This is a genomic window from Mycobacterium sp. IDUB_1 (assembly GCF_055419625.1).
Window position 1 is genome coordinate 632,752 of sequence record NZ_JBVAYA010000002.1, and the last position, 18,259, is coordinate 651,010.

Annotated in this window: 16 protein-coding genes; 12 read left to right on the plus strand and 4 right to left on the minus strand. The window is 69.0% G+C overall.

Annotation, left to right across the window (positions count from 1 at the left end):
* Positions 1–67: 67 nt before the first annotated feature.
* Positions 68–1,114, plus strand: coding sequence for an aldo/keto reductase (locus ACZYYX_RS16100; RefSeq protein ID WP_463815531.1), 1,047 nt, complete (start codon positions 68–70; stop codon positions 1,112–1,114).
* On the opposite strand, the gene ACZYYX_RS16105 is transcribed toward ACZYYX_RS16100, so the two are convergent.
* Positions 1,108–2,520: a PucR family transcriptional regulator gene (locus ACZYYX_RS16105; protein ID WP_463815532.1), complete on the minus strand. Its 1,413-nt coding sequence runs from the start codon at positions 2,518–2,520 to the stop codon at positions 1,108–1,110. The two genes, ACZYYX_RS16100 and ACZYYX_RS16105, sit on opposite strands and share 7 nt — an antisense overlap.
* Positions 2,521–2,685: 165 nt before the next feature.
* Between ACZYYX_RS16105 and ACZYYX_RS16110 the strand changes: the two genes are divergently transcribed.
* From ACZYYX_RS16110 to ACZYYX_RS16130, 5 genes are read left to right on the plus strand one after another with little or no spacing between them, the layout of a single operon-like run.
* The gene (locus ACZYYX_RS16110; protein ID WP_463815533.1) at positions 2,686–4,167 is read left to right on the plus strand and encodes an APC family permease; all 1,482 of its coding nucleotides are present in this window, start codon (positions 2,686–2,688) and stop codon (positions 4,165–4,167) included.
* Entirely contained in the window at positions 4,164–4,859 is a 696-nt protein-coding gene (locus ACZYYX_RS16115) for an SDR family NAD(P)-dependent oxidoreductase (protein ID WP_463815534.1), read from the plus strand. The genes ACZYYX_RS16110 and ACZYYX_RS16115 overlap by 4 nt, the downstream gene beginning before the upstream one ends.
* On the plus strand, positions 4,856–5,620 hold the full coding sequence (locus ACZYYX_RS16120) for an SDR family NAD(P)-dependent oxidoreductase (protein WP_463815535.1): 765 nt from the start codon (positions 4,856–4,858) through the stop codon (positions 5,618–5,620). Before ACZYYX_RS16115 ends, ACZYYX_RS16120 begins: the two co-directional genes overlap by 4 nt.
* 26 nt (positions 5,621–5,646) lie before the next feature.
* Positions 5,647–6,615: an agmatinase gene (gene speB, locus ACZYYX_RS16125; RefSeq protein WP_463815536.1), complete on the plus strand. Its 969-nt coding sequence runs from the start codon at positions 5,647–5,649 to the stop codon at positions 6,613–6,615.
* A gap of 1 nt (position 6,616) precedes the next feature.
* The gene (locus ACZYYX_RS16130) at positions 6,617–7,486 is read left to right on the plus strand and encodes a polysaccharide deacetylase family protein (protein WP_463815537.1); all 870 of its coding nucleotides are present in this window, start codon (positions 6,617–6,619) and stop codon (positions 7,484–7,486) included.
* On the opposite strand, the gene ACZYYX_RS16135 is transcribed toward ACZYYX_RS16130, so the two are convergent.
* On the minus strand, positions 7,483–7,749 hold the full coding sequence (locus ACZYYX_RS16135; RefSeq protein WP_463815824.1) for a hypothetical protein: 267 nt from the start codon (positions 7,747–7,749) through the stop codon (positions 7,483–7,485). The two genes, ACZYYX_RS16130 and ACZYYX_RS16135, sit on opposite strands and share 4 nt — an antisense overlap.
* 58 nt (positions 7,750–7,807) lie before the next feature.
* Positions 7,808–7,972, minus strand: coding sequence for a hypothetical protein (locus tag ACZYYX_RS16140; RefSeq protein WP_463815539.1), 165 nt, complete (start codon positions 7,970–7,972; stop codon positions 7,808–7,810).
* 56 nt (positions 7,973–8,028) lie between these two features.
* On the opposite strand from ACZYYX_RS16140, the gene typA reads away from it, so the two are divergent.
* Both typA and ACZYYX_RS16150 read left to right on the plus strand, forming a co-directional pair.
* The gene (gene typA, locus ACZYYX_RS16145; RefSeq protein ID WP_463815540.1) at positions 8,029–9,945 is read left to right on the plus strand and encodes a translational GTPase TypA; all 1,917 of its coding nucleotides are present in this window, start codon (positions 8,029–8,031) and stop codon (positions 9,943–9,945) included.
* Between the two features lie 69 nt (positions 9,946–10,014).
* Entirely contained in the window at positions 10,015–11,826 is a 1,812-nt protein-coding gene (locus ACZYYX_RS16150; RefSeq protein WP_463815825.1) for an ABC transporter family substrate-binding protein, read from the plus strand.
* On the opposite strand, the gene ACZYYX_RS16155 is transcribed toward ACZYYX_RS16150, so the two are convergent.
* Complete coding sequence (locus tag ACZYYX_RS16155; protein WP_463815541.1) at positions 11,827–13,041, minus strand: chloride channel protein; 1,215 nt, start codon at positions 13,039–13,041, stop codon at positions 11,827–11,829.
* 61 nt (positions 13,042–13,102) lie between these two features.
* Here ACZYYX_RS16155 and mshB point away from each other — a divergent pair, with 61 nt between their 5' ends.
* From mshB to ACZYYX_RS16175, 4 genes are all read left to right on the plus strand, one after another.
* The gene (gene mshB / locus ACZYYX_RS16160; protein ID WP_463815542.1) at positions 13,103–13,957 is read left to right on the plus strand and encodes an N-acetyl-1-D-myo-inositol-2-amino-2-deoxy-alpha-D-glucopyranoside deacetylase; all 855 of its coding nucleotides are present in this window, start codon (positions 13,103–13,105) and stop codon (positions 13,955–13,957) included.
* 116 nt (positions 13,958–14,073) lie between these two features.
* Positions 14,074–14,544, plus strand: coding sequence for a hypothetical protein (locus ACZYYX_RS16165; protein WP_463815543.1), 471 nt, complete (start codon positions 14,074–14,076; stop codon positions 14,542–14,544).
* Between the two features lie 84 nt (positions 14,545–14,628).
* Positions 14,629–17,208, plus strand: coding sequence for a bifunctional FO biosynthesis protein CofGH (locus tag ACZYYX_RS16170; RefSeq protein WP_463815544.1), 2,580 nt, complete (start codon positions 14,629–14,631; stop codon positions 17,206–17,208).
* Positions 17,209–17,338: 130 nt separating this feature from the next.
* Complete coding sequence (locus ACZYYX_RS16175; protein WP_463815545.1) at positions 17,339–18,250, plus strand: fumarylacetoacetate hydrolase family protein; 912 nt, start codon at positions 17,339–17,341, stop codon at positions 18,248–18,250.
* The last annotated feature ends 9 nt before the right edge of the window (positions 18,251–18,259 follow it).

Genomic DNA, 18,259 nt, shown 5'->3' on the forward strand with positions numbered 1-18,259 from the left:
GCGTCGCTTTAAGAATGAACATCTGATAGCTTCCTTAAAAGGAAATTCGTGCCATTAAGGAGGCGGTATGGAGTACCGACGTGTGGGCAACTCCGGCCTGGTGGTGTCCGAACTCGCTTTCGGCGCAGCCACTTTCGGAGGCGGTGAGTTCTTCAGCGCCTGGGGCAGCACCGACGTGGGCGAGGCGCGACGGCTGGTCGACCGGTGCCTGGACGCCGGAATCACGGTGTTCGACACCGCGGACGTCTACTCGGCCGGTAGATCCGAGGAGATCCTCGGGCAGGCAGTGAAGGGTCGGCGCGACGATGTGCTGATCTCGACCAAGGCGGCACTGCCGATGGGAGACGGCCCGGCAGATGCCGGAACATCACGAACGCGATTGATCACGGCCGTGGAGCAGGCGTTGCATCGCCTCGACACCGACCGCATCGACCTGTTCCAGTTGCACGGTTTCGACGCCCACGCCCCCGTCGAGGAAGTCGTGGACACCCTGGATGTCCTGACCCGACAGGGCAAGATCCGGTACAGCGGAGTCTCCAACTTCGCGGGCTGGCAACTGATGAAGGCGCTGTCGGCGGCGGACGCGGCGCACACGCCACGCCACATCGCCCACCAGGTCTACTACTCGCTGATCGGGCGTGACTACGAATGGGACTTGATGCCGCTGGGCGTCGATCAGGGCGTTGGCGCCCTGGTCTGGAGCCCGCTCGGGTGGGGGCGGCTGACCGGGCGGATTCGCCGAGACTCGCCGGTGCCGACCCAGAGTCGCCTCCACGAGACCGCAGCTGCCGGCCCGCCGGTCGATGAAGAGTTGCTGTACGACGTCGTCGACGTCCTCGACGAGATCGCTTGCGAGACAGGCAAAACCATTCCACAGATTGCGCTGAACTGGCTGCTGCGCCGTCCGACGGTGGCATCGGTGATCGTCGGCGCCCGCGATGCCCGCCAGCTCGAGGAGAATCTCGGAGCTGTCGGTTGGGCGCTCACCCCCGACCAGATCGCGCGCCTCGATGCCGTCAGCGGACGGGAACCGCCCTACCCCCACTTTCCCTACTACCGCCAGGAGGGTTTCGCCCGCCTCAACCCGCCGCTGTTCCCCATCACGCATCACTGACCGTGATCGCGCCGGGCGCCGCCGGGGGAGCGGTCGAAAGCGCGCAGTCCGATCGCGAACGCGGTCTGGTCGTCGAAGCTGAGTGGATCGCGGCCGGTGATCTCGCGGATCCGCGCCAGCCGGTGGCGCACGGTGTTGGTGTGCAGGAACAGTGTGCGAGCCGTCTCGGACAGCGAACCGTTGGCTGCCAGGAACGTGCGCAGGGTGCGCACGTGCTGGGTGGCACGCTCGCGGTCGAGCCGATGCAGCGGCTCGATCAGCTGGGCCACGAACGGAGTCAGCTGCGCCTTCGGCAGCTGCTCGATCAGGCTCGTGAGCGTGCTGAGCTGATCGGGCCCGATGCTGCCGCCGTGCTGATGGGCCAGGCCCAGCGCAATACGAGACTGGGCGATCGCCGGGCCCAGCTCGGTGATCGGTACCTCCGCCGAATGGCCCGAGGGCAGCGACAGTGTCTCGGCGATAGTGTCGTCCACCCCGGCCTCACTGAGCACCAGACACACATCGGAGGCGTCGCCGACCAGGGCGTCGGGGAAGGCCAGGGACAGCAGGGCGCCGGCTCCACCGGGCCATGCGGACACCCGCACCGTCGCCGACGGTGTGGTGGGCCAGCGCAGGAGTTGATGCAGCGCGTCGGGCAGCAGCATCCGCCGTTCGACGAGGGAGAGCAGCTGGCCGACGCGCTCCCGGGCGAGGGCGGCCTCGATGTCGTGCTCGCTCTGTGCCGCTTGCACGAAACGGCCGATGGTCTCCAGCAGTGAGGGGTCGGGCGGCGCGCCGCGACCTATCCACACCAGTGCACCCAGGTCACCGATGGTGACCGTGACCTCGGTGTGGTCGTCGTCGGACGGCGGGCGGCTCTGCTGCTCGTCGAGAATCAAGTAACAGCCCAGCAGTTCCCCAGCCCGGTCGAGCAGCAGGCGGACCGGATCGCGCCGCCGCAGCGCCGCCATCATCTCGGGCACCAGAGCGGTGGTCGCGCGGGCGACGGCGAGTTCGGCGCCGAGCCGGTAGTCGGCCACGAAGCGGCTGACGGTCTCGAAGGGGACGTCCCGCGGCGCGATCACCACCGGCAGGCCGTGCGCTCGGCACCTGTCCAGGAGCTCGGCCGGGACGACGTCGTGCCCGTCACCGGTGCCGAAGCACACCCCTGCAGCGCCGCAGCGGGCCAGCGCGTCGGCGAAGACGTGGCAGTCCTGCGGCGTGTGCAGCGACAGACCCACGGTGCACACCAATTCCCCGCCCTGGAGATAGCGGGCCGGGTCCCGGATCTCGGTCGTGTGCACCCAGCTGATCGGCCGGTCCATGTCCTGTGGTTCGCCCGGCGGCTCGATCAGACCCAACGGCGATCCGGCCAGCAGGTCGCGCACCGTCGGTGCCACCGCGCCCGGGGCCGGCGGGTCGGTCATGGGCCGAGCGTAACGCCGTGGTCACATCGTCGCTGCGCGCCGTTGTGCGATCGTCCAATGCCGCACCCCGTGTGGGGTGCGATCGCAGCGTTTTCCGCGCTTCGGGCGGTGATCACGACAACGCGGACCGATAGTTCTCCCAACCCGGACCGAATGGGAGCACTCATGTCGTCATCGCTCGACAGCGTCGACTCGCCCTACGCCCTGCGGCGCGAGTTCTCGCTCTGGTCGGCGTTCGCCTTCGCGTTCGCCTTCATCTCCCCGATCGTGGCCCTCTACGGCATCTTCGGGCTGGCCCTGACCGCCGCGGGTCCCAGCTTCTGGTGGGGCTTCCTGCTGGTGTTCGGCGGCCAGTTGCTGGTGGCGTTCGTGTTCGCCACCCTGGTGTCCCGCTGGCCGCTGGAGGGCTCGATCTACCAGTGGTCGCGCCGGCTGTTGGGCACCGGGTACGGCTGGTTCGCCGGGTGGTTCTACATGTGGACCCTGGTGATCGCGATGGCGACCGTGGCGTTGGGGGCGGCGGGGTTCATCGCCGACATCGCCGGGGTCAGCGCTCCTTCGGGCGGTCTGCGAGCGGTCATCGCGCTGGTGATCCTGCTGTGCGGAACGCTGATCAACCTGATCGGTCGCGGCGCACTGAAACTGTTCATGACCGCGAGCATCGTCGCCGAGGTGCTCGGCTCGATCGGGTTGGGTACCTGGCTGCTGCTGTTCCATCGCAACAACTCAGTCTCGGTGCTCTTCGACGGCGGCGGCAGCGGCGTCGACACCTGGTCCTACCTGTCGGGGCCGTTTCTGATCGCCGTCGCGTTCATCGGATTCTCGTTCGTCGGTTTCGAGAGTGCGGGCGCCATCGCCGAGGAGGTGCACGAGCCCCGCCGGGATCTGCCCAAGGCGGTCCTGTTCTCGCTGACGTTCATCGCGCTCGTCGTCGCTTACTCGAGCCTGGCGATAATCCTCGCCATCCCTGACATCGACGCGGTGACGAGCGGTTCGGTCGCCGACCCGGTGTACGACACCCTGACCGCGGCGCTGGGTGCCGGAATCGCGAAACCGGTGGAGGTGCTGTTCGTCATCGGGTTCCTCGCCAGCTTCCTGGCCTTGCAGACCGCAGCGTCGCGCGTCATCTGGGCCTACGCCCGCGACGGCGCGCTGCCCGCATCCGGAGTACTGGCCCGCCTCGGTGGGGCCAACCGGATGCCCGTGGCGGCCATCGCCGTGACCACCGTCGTCGGCGGTGCCCTGTTCGGGCTGTCGATCGTCGCCGGCGACATCTACTCGCTGATGGTCAACTTCACCACCGGCGGCTTCTATCTGGCGTTCCTGTTCCCGCTGATCGGATTCCTGATCGTGCTCATCCGCCGCACCTGGACCGCACCGTCCTTCTCGCTCGGCCGGTTCGCGCTGCCCGTGGCGGCGGTCGCCGTGGTGTGGGCGGTGTTGCAGATGCTCAACATCTCCTGGCCCCGCGCGGTCTACGAACAGCGATACCTCGACTGGTCGGTGTGGATCGGAGTGCTGGCACTCGCGCTGCTCGGTGCCGCGATCTTCGCCGCGGTCCGGTCCCGCATCGTCGCCGTCAGCGTCGTCGAGGAGGCCGAATCCCTCGACGAGCGCGCCGACGAGGCGCGGCGGTTCCGGCAGTGAGTGACCGTCGCACTGCGGTCGTCACAGGGGCGGCCAGCGGCATCGGTGCCGCGGTCGTCTCTGCGCTGCGGGCCCGCGGGTTCGCCGTCGCCGGAGTCGATCTCGTCGACGCAGACGGCGTCGACCTCGCGGTGCGCGCCGATGTGTCCGACAGCGCAGCGCTCGCGTCGACCATCGACGAGGTGCGCACACGGCTGGGGCCGGTGACCGCGGCCGTCAGCGTCGCCGGACATTACGCGATGGCACCGGTCGACCAGATCGATGCGACGGCATGGCGGCGGATGCTGCGGGTGCACCTGGGCGGCTTCGGGAACCTCGCGCGGGCGTGTCTGCCGGACCTGGAGGCGACTCAGGGCTCGTTGGTGGCCATAGCGAGCGAACTCGCGGTCGGGGGCGGCGATCACGATGCGCACTACGCCGCCGCCAAGGGAGCTCTGCTGGGTGCGGTGCGCAGCCTCGCCGCCGAGGTGGCCCCGGTGGGCGTGCGTGTGAACGCCGTCGCTCCGGGACCCACCGACACACCTCTGCTCGCGGCTGATTCCCCCTGGCGTGCCAGCGAATACCTCAGCACACTGCCGCTGCGCAGGCTGGCGTTGCCGCGTGAGGTCGCCCGATGCGTGGAGTACCTGGTGTGCGATGCGGGGTTCAGCGTCGGTGACGTGGTCAACGTGAACTCGGGAGCGGTGATATGACGACCTCTCTGACGGGCCGCGTCGCGCTGGTCACCGGCGCCGGGCAGGGCATGGGTGTCGCGCATGCCCGCCGACTGGCAGCCGCCGGCGCCACCGTGGCGGTCAACGATCTGCGCGAGACTCCCGAGCTCATCGAATTGGCCGACAGCATCAGCGGATTCGCGGTAACCGGCGACGTCTCCGATCCGGCCGAATGTGTGCGTATCGCTGATGCCGTCGCCCACACCGCCGGTCGACTGGACGTGCTGGTCGCCAATCACGCCTACATGACGATGGCGCCGCTGCTCGACCACGATGACGCGGACTGGTGGAAAGTCGTCGACACCAATCTCGGCGGCACCTTCTTCCTGATCCAGGCGGTGTTACCGCACATGCGCCGCCGAGGCGAGGGCCGCATCGTCGTGATCACCAGCGAATGGGGTGTCACCGGCTGGCCCAAGGCGACGGCGTACGCGGCGTCCAAGGCGGGGCTGATCTCGCTGGTGAAGACCCTCGGCCGTGAACTGGCCCCGGAGGGCATCATCGTCAACGGCGTCGCACCCGGTGTCACCGACACTCCGCAACTGGAGGTCGACGCCGCCGCAGCGGGGGTGGACCTGGCCACCGTGCACGCCCGATATGCCACTGCAATCCCCTTGGGGCGCATAGGAACTCCCGACGAGATCGCGGTGGCCGTGGAGATGCTCGCCGACTTCGAGGTATCGGCCGTCGTCGGACAGGTGCTGTCCTGCAACGGCGGGTCGACACGGTCACGGGTGTGAGACGGACGCGGAAGGGAGAACACGTCATGGCACAGGGCTCTCATGTGCACACTGCCAACGGCACCGTGGGCCAGGTCGACGCCCAGCAGGTGCCCCGTTACGCGGGCCTGGGCACGTTCGCGCGGCTGCCGCAGCGCCACGAGGTGCCGCGCTACGACATCGCGGTGGCGGGCGTGCCGTTCGACAGCGGGGTGACCTACCGGCCTGGGGCGCGATTCGGCCCTGCCGCGATCCGGCAGGCGTCGCGGTTGCTCAAGCCCTACCACCCGGCACTCGACGTGGCGCCGTTCACCGCGGCCCAGGTGATCGACGCCGGCGACATCGCCGCCAACCCGTTCGACATCGCCACCGCAGTCGACCAGATCCGTGACGGAGTGACCGATCTGCTCGTCGAGGACGGTCAGCGGGTGGTGCTGCTCGGCGGCGATCACACGATCGCACTACCGGCACTGCAGGCGCTGCACGCGATGCACGGACCGCTTGCGCTCGTGCACTTCGACGCCCACCTCGACACGTGGGACACCTACTTCGGGGCACCCTGCACCCACGGCACGCCATTCCGTCGGGCCGCCGAGCAGGGTCTGCTGGTCAAGGACCGGTCGGCGCATGTCGGGATCCGCGGATCACTCTACGACCGAGCCGATCTGCTCGACGACGCCGAACTCGGCTTCACCGTGGTGCACTGCCGCGACATCGATCGCATCGGCGTCGACGGCACGATCGATCGGATCCTCGAGCGGGTGGGCGATCACCCGGTGTACGTGTCCATCGACATCGACGTCCTCGATCCCGCGTTCGCCCCCGGCACAGGCACTCCCGAGATCGGCGGGATGACCAGCAGGGAGTTGGTCGCGATCTTGCGAGCGATGCGGGACCTGCCGATCGTGGGCGGCGACGTCGTCGAGGTGTCGCCGGCCTACGATCACGCCGAGGTGACCGCCGTCGCGGCGGCCAACCTCGCCTACGAACTGATCACCCTGATGGCAGGCCGATGACATGACCGAATTCGACTGGCCGCGCGGCAAAGTCGCGGCGGCGGCGTTCACGTTCGACCTGGATGCCGAATCCGCGGTGCTGTGGAATTCGTCGGGCGACTGGCAGTCGGTCGGCGCGCGGATGAGCGTGATGAGTCACCAGGCCTACGGTCCGCTCGTCGGTGTGCCGCGCATCCTGGCGCTGCTGGAGCGTCATCAGATCGCGTCGACGTTCTTCGTGCCCGGCCACACCGCCGACCGCTACCCGCAGGCAGTCCGCGCGATCGTCGCGGCCGGTCACGAGGTCGCCCATCATGGCTACCTGCACGAGCAACCCACGCAGCTGTCCCTCGAGGGCGAGATCGACGCTCTGGACCGCGGATTGGCCGCGCTGGCCGACGTGGCCGGGATCAGGCCGGTGGGATACCGGGCGCCGATGTGGGACCTGTCGTGGCGCACCCCGGCCCTGCTGCTCGAACGTGGGTTCCTCTACGACTCCAGCCTCATGGACGCCGATCACCCCTACGAACTCGCGGTCGGGGCCGACGGGCAGCTCGTGGAGATCCCGATCCAGTGGGCGCTCGACGACTGGGAACAGTACTGCTACCTGCCCGACGTGTCCGGCAGCGGACTCATCGAATCACCCCGCAAGGCACGGGAATTGTGGCAACTCGAGTTCGACGCGCTGCGCCGTGTCGGTGGCTGCTGGGTGCTGACCAACCATCCCTTCCTCAGCGGAAGGCCCTCGCGGGCAGAAGAACTCGACGACCTGATCGGCTACGTCGCCGGGCACGCGGATGTGTGGACGACCAGCCTGGGCGAAATCGCGACGCACGTGCGCTCGCGGGGGCTGACGCCGCGCAGCATCAGCCCGCCCGACGTGCCGCGCTAGAACCGCAGCCGGTCGTCGAGAACGCGCACCGGGGCATCGCGGTGGCGTACCGCGTAGATCGGGTGCAGCAGCGACGGGTGCTCACAGTGCGGACACGACAGCCGCGGATCGCGGCGCGAACTGAACGCCAGATGGTGACAGGCCGTGCACCGCACCATGTAGAGCGCGCCGATCCAGTTCATCAGGCCCAGATAGATCGCCAGCGCGGCCAATGTCGCGAGCGCGATGATCAGGGCAACGGTGAGGACTTCGTACGTCATGATGGCCAACCTCCACGAAGCTGACGGATCACCCCACGGTACGCCGATTCGCGGCTCCTGATCAGGCCTTGCGGGCCCGCTTGAACACCTTCTGCAATTCCTTGCCACGCAGCCCGTTGCGCTGGGCTTTGTCGACCTTGTGCAGCACCACCGGACACCGCTTGCAGCGCGGCTTGCTGCGGCAACACTTCTTCTTCGGGGTGAGGTCGGTGAGCTTGCTGGCCACGTGACGGGTATCTCTCGTTTTCGCGATCGGTGCACGACACTGCGACAATCACGGGCGTGACTGCACGCCCCGACTTCCGCAACGTCGCCATTGTGGCCCACGTCGACCACGGCAAGACCACCCTGGTCGACGCGATGCTCCGTCAATCCGGGGCGCTGACCCACCGCGGTGACGACGCGATCGAACGCCTGATGGACTCCGGTGACCTGGAGAAGGAAAAGGGCATCACGATCCTGGCGAAGAACACCGCGGTGCACCGCCACCACCCCGACGGGTCGATGACCGTCATCAATGTGATCGACACACCAGGCCACGCCGACTTCGGCGGCGAGGTGGAACGCGGCTTGTCCATGGTCGACGGTGTCCTGCTGCTGGTCGACGCATCCGAGGGCCCGCTGCCGCAGACGCGTTTCGTGTTGCGCAAGGCGTTGGCCGCGCACCTGCCGGTGATCGTCGTCGTCAACAAGACCGACCGGCCCGACGCCCGGATCGCCGAGGTCGTCTCGGAAAGCCACGACCTGCTGCTCGACGTCGCCTCGGACCTCGACGCCGAAGCGCAGACGGCAGCCGAGTTCGCGCTCGGGTTGCCTGTCCTCTACGCCTCGGGGCGTGCCGGTATCGCCAGCACCACGGAACCCGCAAACGGGCAGAACCCCGACGGGGACAACCTCGACCCACTGTTCGACGTGCTGCTGGAGCACATTCCGCCGCCACAGGGCGATCCGGAAGCACCGCTGCAGGCGCTCGTCACGAACCTCGACGCATCAGCGTTCCTGGGCCGTCTCGCACTGATCCGCATCTACAAGGGCCGCATCCGCAAGGGCCAGCAGGTGGCCTGGATGCGTGAGGTCGACGGCCACCCTGTCATCACGAATGCCAAGATCACCGAGCTGCTGGTCACCGAAGGTGTGGAACGTACCGCCACCGACGAAGCCGTCGCCGGCGACATCGTCGCGGTCGCGGGCATGCCCGAGATCATGATCGGCGACACCCTCGCCGACCCCGACCACGCGCACGCACTGCCGCGCATCACCGTCGACGAACCCGCCATCTCGGTGACCGTCGGCACCAACACCTCGCCCCTGGCGGGCAAGGTCTCCGGACACAAGCTGACCGCCCGCATGGTCAAGAACCGGCTCGACTCCGAACTGGTCGGCAACGTGTCGATCAAGGTCGTCGACATCGGCCGCCCCGATGCCTGGGAGGTGCAGGGCCGTGGCGAGCTCGCGCTCGCGGTGCTCGTCGAGCAGATGCGCCGGGAGGGCTTCGAGCTGACGGTCGGCAAGCCGCAGGTGGTCACCCAGACGATCGACGGCAAGCTGCACGAGCCGTTCGAAGCGATGACGATCGACTGCCCCGAGGAGTTCGTCGGCGCTGTCACCCAGCTCATGGCCGCCCGCAAGGGCCGCATGGAAGACATGGCCAACCATGCGGCGGGCTGGGTGCGCATGGACTTCATCGTTCCCAGCCGCGGACTGATCGGGTTCCGCACCGACTTCCTGACCCTGACCCGCGGCACCGGCATCGCCAACGCCGTGTTCGACGGTTACCGACCCTGGGCCGGGGAGATCCGCGCGCGCCACACCGGTTCGCTGGTGTCCGACCGGTCCGGCCAGATCACGCCGTTCGCGATGATCCAGCTCGCCGACCGCGGGCAATTCTTCGTGGAGCCCGGGCAGGAGACCTACGAGGGCCAGGTCGTCGGCATCAACCCGCGCGCCGAGGACCTCGACATCAACATCACCCGGGAGAAGAAGCTCACCAACATGCGGTCCTCGACGGCCGACGTGATGGAGACGCTGGCCCGCCCGCTGGAACTCGACCTCGAGAAGGCGATGGAGTTCTGCGCCGAGGACGAGTGCGTCGAGGTGACGCCGGAGATCGTGCGGGTGCGCAAAGTGGAGTTGACCGCCTCGCTGCGGGCGCGGGCGAAAGCACGGGCCAAGCAGTCCAACCAACAGGCCGGGGTGTAGGGCAAGCCCGTCGCTACCCTGTACAGCGTGCCGATCGCCCGCCGAGTTCTCTGCTGCGCGGCGGCCGTGATGGTGGCGGTGTCGGGCTGCACGGTGAGCCCGCCGCCCGCGCCGCAGAGCACCGACACCACGAAGTCCACGGCGCCGCCGCCGACGAAGGCGACGCAGATCATCATGGCGATCGACTCGATCGGTCCCGGCTTCAACGCCCACATGGTGTCCGACCAGTCGCCCGTCAACGCGGCGATCAGTTCGCTGGTGCTGCCGAGCACCTTCCGGCCGATCCCCGATTCCCGCACCCCGACCGGCTCGCGCTGGGAGATGGACCCCACGCTGCTGGAGTCGGCCGAGGTGACCAATCAGGACCCCTTCACCGTCACCTACAAGGTCCGTCCCGAGGCGCAGTGGACGGACAATGCGCCGATCGGCGCCGACGACTTCTGGTACCTCTGGCGGCAGATGGTCAGCGAGCCGGGAACGGTGGACCCGGCCGGCTACGACCTCATCACCGGGGTGCAGTCCGTCGAAGGCGGCAAGACCGCGGTGGTCACGTTCTCGCAGCCCTACCCGGCGTGGCGCGAGCTGTTCCACAACATCCTGCCCGCGCACATCGTCAAGGACGTGCCCGGCGGGTTCTCCGCGGGGCTCGCGCAGGCGCTTCCGGTGACGGGCGGGCAGTTCCGCGTCGAGAGCATCGACCCGCAGCGCGACGAGATCCTGCTGGCGCGCAACGACCGCTACTGGGGCAAACCCGCCGTCCCCGACCTCATCCTGTTCCGCCGCGGTGGCGCGCCTGCCGCGCTGGCCGACTCGATCCGCAACGGAGACACCCAGGTGGCGCAGGTGCACGGCGGATCCGCGGTGTTCGCGCAGCTCTCGGCGATCCCCGACGTGCGGACCGCCCGGATCGTCACCCCGCGCGTCATGCAGTTGACACTGCGGGCGCAACGGCCCGCGCTCGCGGACACGCAGGTGCGCAAGGCCGTCCTCGGCCTCCTCGACGTCGATCTGCTGGCAGCGGTCGGAGCCGGTGACGACAACACCGTGACGCTGGCGCAGGCGCAGGTCCGCTCGCCGTCGGACCCGGGTTATGTGCCGACGGCTCCTCCCGCCATGACGCGCGATGAGGCGATGGCGCTGCTCGGGACTGCCGGCTACCAGATCGAGACCCCGACTCCGACTCCGACACCGACGTCGAGCCCGGCGCCGCCGGAGAACGGTCGCGGCCAGCTGGTCAAGGACGGCGAGCCGCTGACGTTCGTCCTCGGCGTGGCCGCCAACGACCCGACATCGGTGGCGGTCGCCAACACCGCGGCCGACCAGCTGCGCAGTGTCGGGATCGCGGCGTCGGTGTCGGCACTCGACCCGGTGACGCTCTACGGCGAGGCGCTGACCGACAACACGGTCGACGCCGTCGTCGGCTGGCATCAGGCCGGGGGCGATCTCGCAACCGCGCTGGCATCGCGATTCGGATGTCCCGCGCTGGAGGCGACGGCCGTCCCGACCACACCTGCTTCGACTGCACCGAGCTCGTCCTCTCCGACGCCGTCACCGACGACCACTGCCCAGCCGACCACAGCCACCACGCCCGTGCCCGCGCCGGAGACCGGCCAGCTCGTTCAGGCTCCGAGCAACATCACCGGCGTCTGCGATCGGACGATCCAGCCCCGGATCGACGCCGCCCTGCAGGGCACCGCCGACATCGGCGAGGTGATCGACGACGTCGAACCGCGGCTGTGGGACATGGCCACCGTGCTGCCGATCCTGCAGGACACCACGATCGTTGCCGCTGGGCCCAGCGTGCAGGGGGTCAGCCTCACCGGCGCCGTGCCGGTCGGCATCGTCGGCGACGCCGGGCAGTGGCTCAAGCTGCCCCAGTAGTCATGAGCAACTGACCCGACGCAGCCGAGTCAGGCCGTACGCGGTGAACGCCGCTAGCGCGAACACCGCCAGCAGCCACACCGGCGGGCGTGCCAGCTCCCACACGAACAGGGCGGCGAACAACGGCGAGCGTTGCGTGATCGCCAGCACACCGGCCGCGCACATCAGCGACACCGCGGGCACGTGCAGCGAGGTCCCGGCCACGGAGTTGAGGCCCAGCGCCACCACCGAACCGGCCGCCGCTCCCGTCGCCAGCGCCGGGGTCAGCAGTCCGCCGACGGCCCCGGCGCGCAGAAACGCCGCCGACAGCAGCGGTTTGAGCACCAGGATGGCCGCGGCGGCGCCGATCGTGAGGCCGCTGTCGACGCTGACCTCGAGCACGCTGCGACCGTTGCCGGGTAGCACCGGGAGCCAGATCGAGCACACCCCGGTGAGGAGTCCGGCCGCGGCGATCGCAGGGACCAAGGCCGGCGACACCGCCGCGGGCCGGGAAGCGGTCACCCGCGTGAATGCCCACCCGACGGCCACTGCGAGCGGGGCCAGCGCCACGGCGAGCAGAGCCAGCAGCGGAGAGAGACTCGCGGCCGGCCAGGTCAGCGGATGCTCCAGGTGCGTGACCGGCGCCGCGACGGCGACCGCCAGGCTGGACGTGATGAGCGCGGTGCCGACCGCGCGAGGATGCCAGGTGCCCAACAGGATTCGCGTCGCGAACAACGCGCCGCCCAGCGGCACGCTGTACACCGCGCCCAACCCTGCGCCCGCCGCGCACGCGAGCAGGATGCGGCGGTCCTCGGCGGTCAGTGTCCACCGCGAGGTACCGAGATCCCCCCACGCCACGGCGAGCTGACGGGGCGCACCTTCCCGCCCCAGAGATGCCCCCGATCCGACGAGCAGCACCTGCAGTGCGGCGTCGCCCGTCAGCGCCAACCGCCGCACGGGTTGCTCCCCGGCGAGCACTGCGGACAGGCCGGGCACGGAGCCGCGGCGCCGCAACAGCCACCAGCCCGTGCCCGCCAGCGCGCCGCCGATCATCGGACCCAGCGCGCGGCGCCAGTCGCCGCTGTTCTCGACGCCGGCGAGCAGCGTCCCGAAGCTGTAGCGGTAGGTGAGGTGCTCGACAGCGTGCAGTATCAACGTCGTCGCAGCTCCCGCGACGCCGGCGAGCAGGCCGATCACGACGATCGCGCAGCCGAACTCGATCATGCGGCGAGACACGAGGCGAATCTAAGCCACACCTGGAGTCGATGACCGGCAGACGAGCGGGCAAGCTGAGCGCATGGAGACGCCGCGGCTGCTGTTCGTCCACGCCCACCCCGACGACGAAACCCTCACCACCGGCGGCACGATCGCCCACTACTGCGCCCGCGGCGCGCAGGTCCACGTCCTGACCTGCACGTTGGGTGAGGAGGGCGAGGTGATCGGGCAGGAGTGGGCGCAGCTGGCCGTCGACGCGGCCGACCAGCTCGGCGGCTACCGCATCGGTGAGCTGACCGCCGCGCTCAGCGCGCTCGGGGTCGACCGTCCCCGCTACCTCGGCGGCGCCGGCCGGTGGCGGGACTCCGGCATGGCGGGCACGCCCGCCCGGCATCGGCAACGCTTCGTCGACGGCGACATCGACGAGCAGACCGCCGCGGTCGCAGCGGTGATCGACGACCTGCGCCCGCACGTCGTGGTCACCTACGACCCGCAGGGCGGTTACGGCCACCCCGACCACATCCACGCTCACCGGATCGCCATCGCCGGGGTCGCCGCGGCGCAGTGGCGGGTGCCCAAGGTTTACTGGAACGTCATGTCGCAGAACGCGATTCGTGACGGGCTCGCCGGGCTGTCCGGACTTCCGGAGCACTGGGTCACCCTCGACGCCGGCGCGCTGCCGCTCATCGGGTTCGACGACGACACCATCGATGCCGCGCTCGACGTCAGCGCGCACCTGCCCGCCAAGGTGGCCGCGCTGCGCGCGCACGCGACCCAGGTCCAGGTCGCACCCGACGGCACTGCAATGGCGCTGTCGAACAACATCGCCCTCCCGGTGCCCGCGGTCGAGCATTACGTGCTGGTCTCCGGCGAGGCGGGGGAGCGCGACGAGCGTGGGTGGGAGACCGACCTGCTCGCTGGGCTGAGTCTGGAGTGAGCCGTCGCAGGACGGGGTACGCTGCGCTGGTCTGCCCGACGCGCGGAAGGGAAGCTCATGGATCCGGATCTCGATCCCAACCTGCAGCACTGGCAGGACCGCCTCGACAACTTCCAGTGGGTCATCGGCTCGCTGGTGTCCGTGATCGACAGCATCCCGACCTGACGTCGACCGCGATGCCGGCGTCGGACCGGCTGCGCTGGGTCGTGCTCGCCGTCCTGGCCGTCGATGGCGTGCTCTCGGCGTCGATGGCCGTCTTCTTCCTGCCGCTGCGGGTGGGTGGCGTCCCCGTCCCGATCAGTGCCGTGCTCAGCGGAGCGATCAACGTCGCCCTGGTCTGGGTGGCCTTGCAGTGGACGTCGTCGACGCGGCTGGCGGCCGCGCCGCTGTGGGCGTGGCTCGCAACCGTGCTGCTGTGCACGTTCGGTGGTCCCGGCGACGACATCGTGTTCGGCGGAGTGGGGTTGATGGAGTACGCGTCGATCCTGCTCATCGCCGTCGGGGCGCTCCCCGCCGGCTGGCTCCTCACAAGGCGGCGGGCAGCGTCGGAACGGGCCGGGGCGAGCCCCGGGACCAACCGCCGTTGACTACTGTGGCCCCTATGCCAGGCGCTGTGGTTTCAGAATGTGAGACGCGCGGATGATCCGCGTCGACGCCGGGGTTATGGGGAAGTGGCTCTGAACTCCCAGCGCGGCACCGATCTGCCCGACCCCAGCTTGCCGTCGCCCGCGACACCGCCCTCTGCGGCGGCGGTCCGGCGGGTACTGCGGCGTGCCCGTGACGGTGTGACGCTGAACGTCGAGGAAGCCGCGGTCGCTATGACGGCTCGCGGTGCGGATCTGGCCGACTTGATGGCGTCTGCGGCGAGGGTGCGGGACGCGGGTCTGGAGGCGGCGGGCCGGCGGGGTGTTGCGGGCCGGCTGCCGGTGTCGTATTCGCGCAAGGTGTTCATCCCGGTCACCCACCTGTGCCGCGACACGTGCCACTACTGCACGTTCGTCACCGTGCCCGGACGGCTTCGAGCCGAGGGCAAGGGCATGTACATGGAGCCCGACGAGATCCTGGCGGTCGCGCGGGCCGGTGCCGAAATGGGTTGCAAGGAAGCACTGTTCACCCTCGGTGACCGGCCGGAGGCGCGGTGGGACGAGGCGCGGCAGTGGCTGGACGAACGCGGTTACGACTCGACGCTTGATTACGTGCGGGCGATGGCGATCCGGGTGCTGGAGGAGACGGGGCTGCTGCCGCATCTGAATCCCGGGGTGATGTCGTGGTCGGAACTCTCGCGGCTCAAGCCGGTGGCGCCGTCGATGGGCATGATGCTGGAGACGACGTCGCGACGGCTGTTCGAGACCAAGGGGCTGGCGCACTACGGCAGTCCCGACAAAGACCCCGCGGTGCGGCTGCGCACCCTCGACGACGCCGGCCGTCTGTCGATCCCGTTCACCACCGGGCTGCTGGTCGGTATCGGGGAGACGCTGACCGAGCGGGCCGAGACGATCCACGCGATCCGACGCTCGCACAAGGAGTTCGGGCACGTCCAGGAAGTCATCGTGCAGAACTTCCGCGCGAAGGACCACACCGCGATGGCGGCCGTTCCCGACGCCGGCCTGGAGGACTTCCTGGCAACGATCGCGGTGACGCGGCTGGTGATGGGGCCCAAGGTACGAATCCAGGCCCCGCCCAACCTCGTCTCGCGGTCGGAGTGTCTGTCGCTGATCGCCGCCGGCGTCGACGACTGGGGTGGCGTCTCGCCGGTGACTCCCGATCACGTGAACCCCGAGCGGCCGTGGCCCGCGCTCGACGAGCTTGCTGAGGTGACCGCCGAAGCCGGCTATGACCTGGTGCAGCGGTTGACTGCCCAGCCGCAGTACGTGCAGGCCGGGGCGGCCTGGATCGACCCTCGCGTGATGAGTCATGTCAACGCGCTGGCGGATCCCGACACCGGCTACGCCCTGGACGTCGACCCGGTCGGGCGGCCGTGGCAGGAACCCGACGAGGCCACCGAATCCCTCGGCCGAATCGATCTGCACAGCGCGATCGATTCCGAAGGGCGCCTGACCGAAACCCGCAGCGACCTCGGGTCGGCGTTCGGCGACTGGGAGTCGATCCGGGAGAAGGTGCACGAGCTCGCCGCCCGGGCCCCCGAGCGGATCGACACCGATGTGCTGGCCGCGCTGCGCTCCGCGGAGCGAGACCCGGCCGGATGCTCCGACGACGAGTACCTGGCCCTGGCCACCGCAGACGGGCCGGCCCTGGATGCCGTTGCCGCACTGGCAGATTCGCTGCGCCGTGACGTCGTCGGTGACGACGTGACCTATGTGGTCAACCGGAACATCAACTTCACGAACATCTGCTACACCGGCTGCCGGTTCTGCGCGTTCGCGCAACGCAAAGGCGATGCGGACGCGTTCTCGCTGTCGACGGCCGAGGTGGCCGACCGGGCGTGGGAGGCGCACGTGGCGGGGGCGACCGAGGTGTGCATGCAGGGCGGCATCGATCCCGAACTGCCCGTCACCGGCTACGCCGATCTGGTGCGCGCGGTCAAGGCGCGGGTGCCCTCGATGCATGTGCACGCGTTCAGCCCGATGGAGATCGCCAACGGTGTCACCCGCAGCGGTACGTCGATCCGGGAGTGGCTGACCGCGCTGCGCGAAGCCGGCCTCGGGTCCATCCCCGGCACCGCGGCCGAGATCCTCGACGACGAGGTGCGGTGGGTGCTGACGAAGGGCAAACTACCGACCTCGATGTGGATCGAGGTCGTCACGACCGCCCACGAGGTCGGGCTGCGGTCGTCGTCGACGATGATGTACGGCCACGTCGACACGCCGCGACACTGGGTCGGCCATCTCAACGTGCTGCGCGACATCCAGGACCGCACCGGTGGCTTCACTGAGTTCGTCCCGCTGCCGTTCGTGCACCAGTCCTCGCCCTTGTATTTGGCGGGTGGGGCGCGACCGGGGCCCACGCACCGAGACAACCGGGCCGTCCACGCGTTGGCGCGGATCATGCTCCACGGTCGCATCCCGAGCATCCAGACCAGCTGGGTCAAGCTCGGCGTCGAGCGCACCCAGGTCATGCTCAACGGCGGCGCCAACGATCTGGGCGGCACGCTGATGGAGGAGACGATCTCCCGGATGGCGGGCTCGGAGAACGGCAGCGCCAAGACCGTTGCCGAACTGGTCGCCATCGCCGACGGCATCGGCCGCCCGGCCCGCCAACGCTCGACCGACTACACCCCGCTGGCGGCCTAGCCCCTGTCCGGCGAGCGAGCGTGTTTGTCTCTCGACACGCCGCGAAAGGTGGGCGCTGCGCGCGCACTCGATCGTGACGAGTGCGCACGTCCCACCGCAATTCACAGCTGCAGCTGGTATCACCTTCACTGTGAAGCTGCAGCGCATGCTGGTCGACGGACGCATCGAGGTGCAAGCGCTCGGCGACGACGGCACATGGCAGGCCGCACCTGACACCGATGCCCTGGGCGGTCAGGTGTTCGACCGCGAGTGGGAACTCTCGATGGCGCGCGACCACCACCAGCTCTCGGGCCACGTCCTGCCTGTCCAGCCCGCGTCGTTTCGCGACTTCATGCTCTACGAACGGCACGCCATCGATGCGGCGCGCGGTCTGGTGCGCCGCTTCCATCCTGGCCAATCCCGCGCCGCAGGAACGGTGGAGAAGCTGACCCGCCGCCCGTTCCCCGCGTTCAAGCCCAAGCCGCTGTTCTACCGTCAGCCGATCTACTACATGTCCAACCATCTGACCTTCGTGCCCAGCGGCACGCCGATCAGCGTTCCGTCCTATTCGCGCGCACTGGATTTCGAGCTGGAAGTCGGCTTCGTCTTGCGCGCACCGCTCCACAACGCCCAGCCCGCGGAAGCCGTCGAGGCCATCGGAGCTTTCGTCGTGGTGAACGATTTCAGCGCCCGTGACGTACAACGTAGTGAGATGGCGACCGGACTGGGGCCGCAGAAGGCCAAACACTTCACCTCCTCGATGTCGGTGCTCGCGGTGAGTGCGGAGGAGATCCTGCCTCACATCCACGAACTGACCGGATCGGTGACCGTGAACGGCGCGACCGTGTCGACGGTGTTCAGCAGCGGAATGCAATGGACGCTGGGCGACATGCTCGCTCACGCATCTCGGGACGAAAGACTCTTTCCCGGAGAGCTGTTCGCCATGGGAACCTTGCCGGGTGGATCCGGCATGGAGACGGGCCACTGGTTGCGACCCGGTGATCAGTTGACGTTGACGATCGACCAGATCGGTGACATCAGTCATTCGATCCTGACCCCTTAGGGAGAACTC

Coding starts and splice junctions, on each gene's coding strand:
- ACZYYX_RS16100 (WP_463815531.1), top strand. CDS start 68: ATGGAGTACCGACGTGTGGGCAACTCCGGCCTGGTGGTGTCCGAACTC.
- ACZYYX_RS16105 (WP_463815532.1), bottom strand. CDS start 2,520: ATGACCGACCCGCCGGCCCCGGGCGCGGTGGCACCGACGGTGCGCGAC.
- ACZYYX_RS16110 (WP_463815533.1), top strand. CDS start 2,686: ATGTCGTCATCGCTCGACAGCGTCGACTCGCCCTACGCCCTGCGGCGC.
- ACZYYX_RS16120 (WP_463815535.1), top strand. CDS start 4,856: ATGACGACCTCTCTGACGGGCCGCGTCGCGCTGGTCACCGGCGCCGGG.
- speB (WP_463815536.1), top strand. CDS start 5,647: ATGGCACAGGGCTCTCATGTGCACACTGCCAACGGCACCGTGGGCCAG.
- ACZYYX_RS16130 (WP_463815537.1), top strand. CDS start 6,617: ATGACCGAATTCGACTGGCCGCGCGGCAAAGTCGCGGCGGCGGCGTTC.
- ACZYYX_RS16150 (WP_463815825.1), top strand. CDS start 10,015: ATGGTGGCGGTGTCGGGCTGCACGGTGAGCCCGCCGCCCGCGCCGCAG.
- mshB (WP_463815542.1), top strand. CDS start 13,103: ATGGAGACGCCGCGGCTGCTGTTCGTCCACGCCCACCCCGACGACGAA.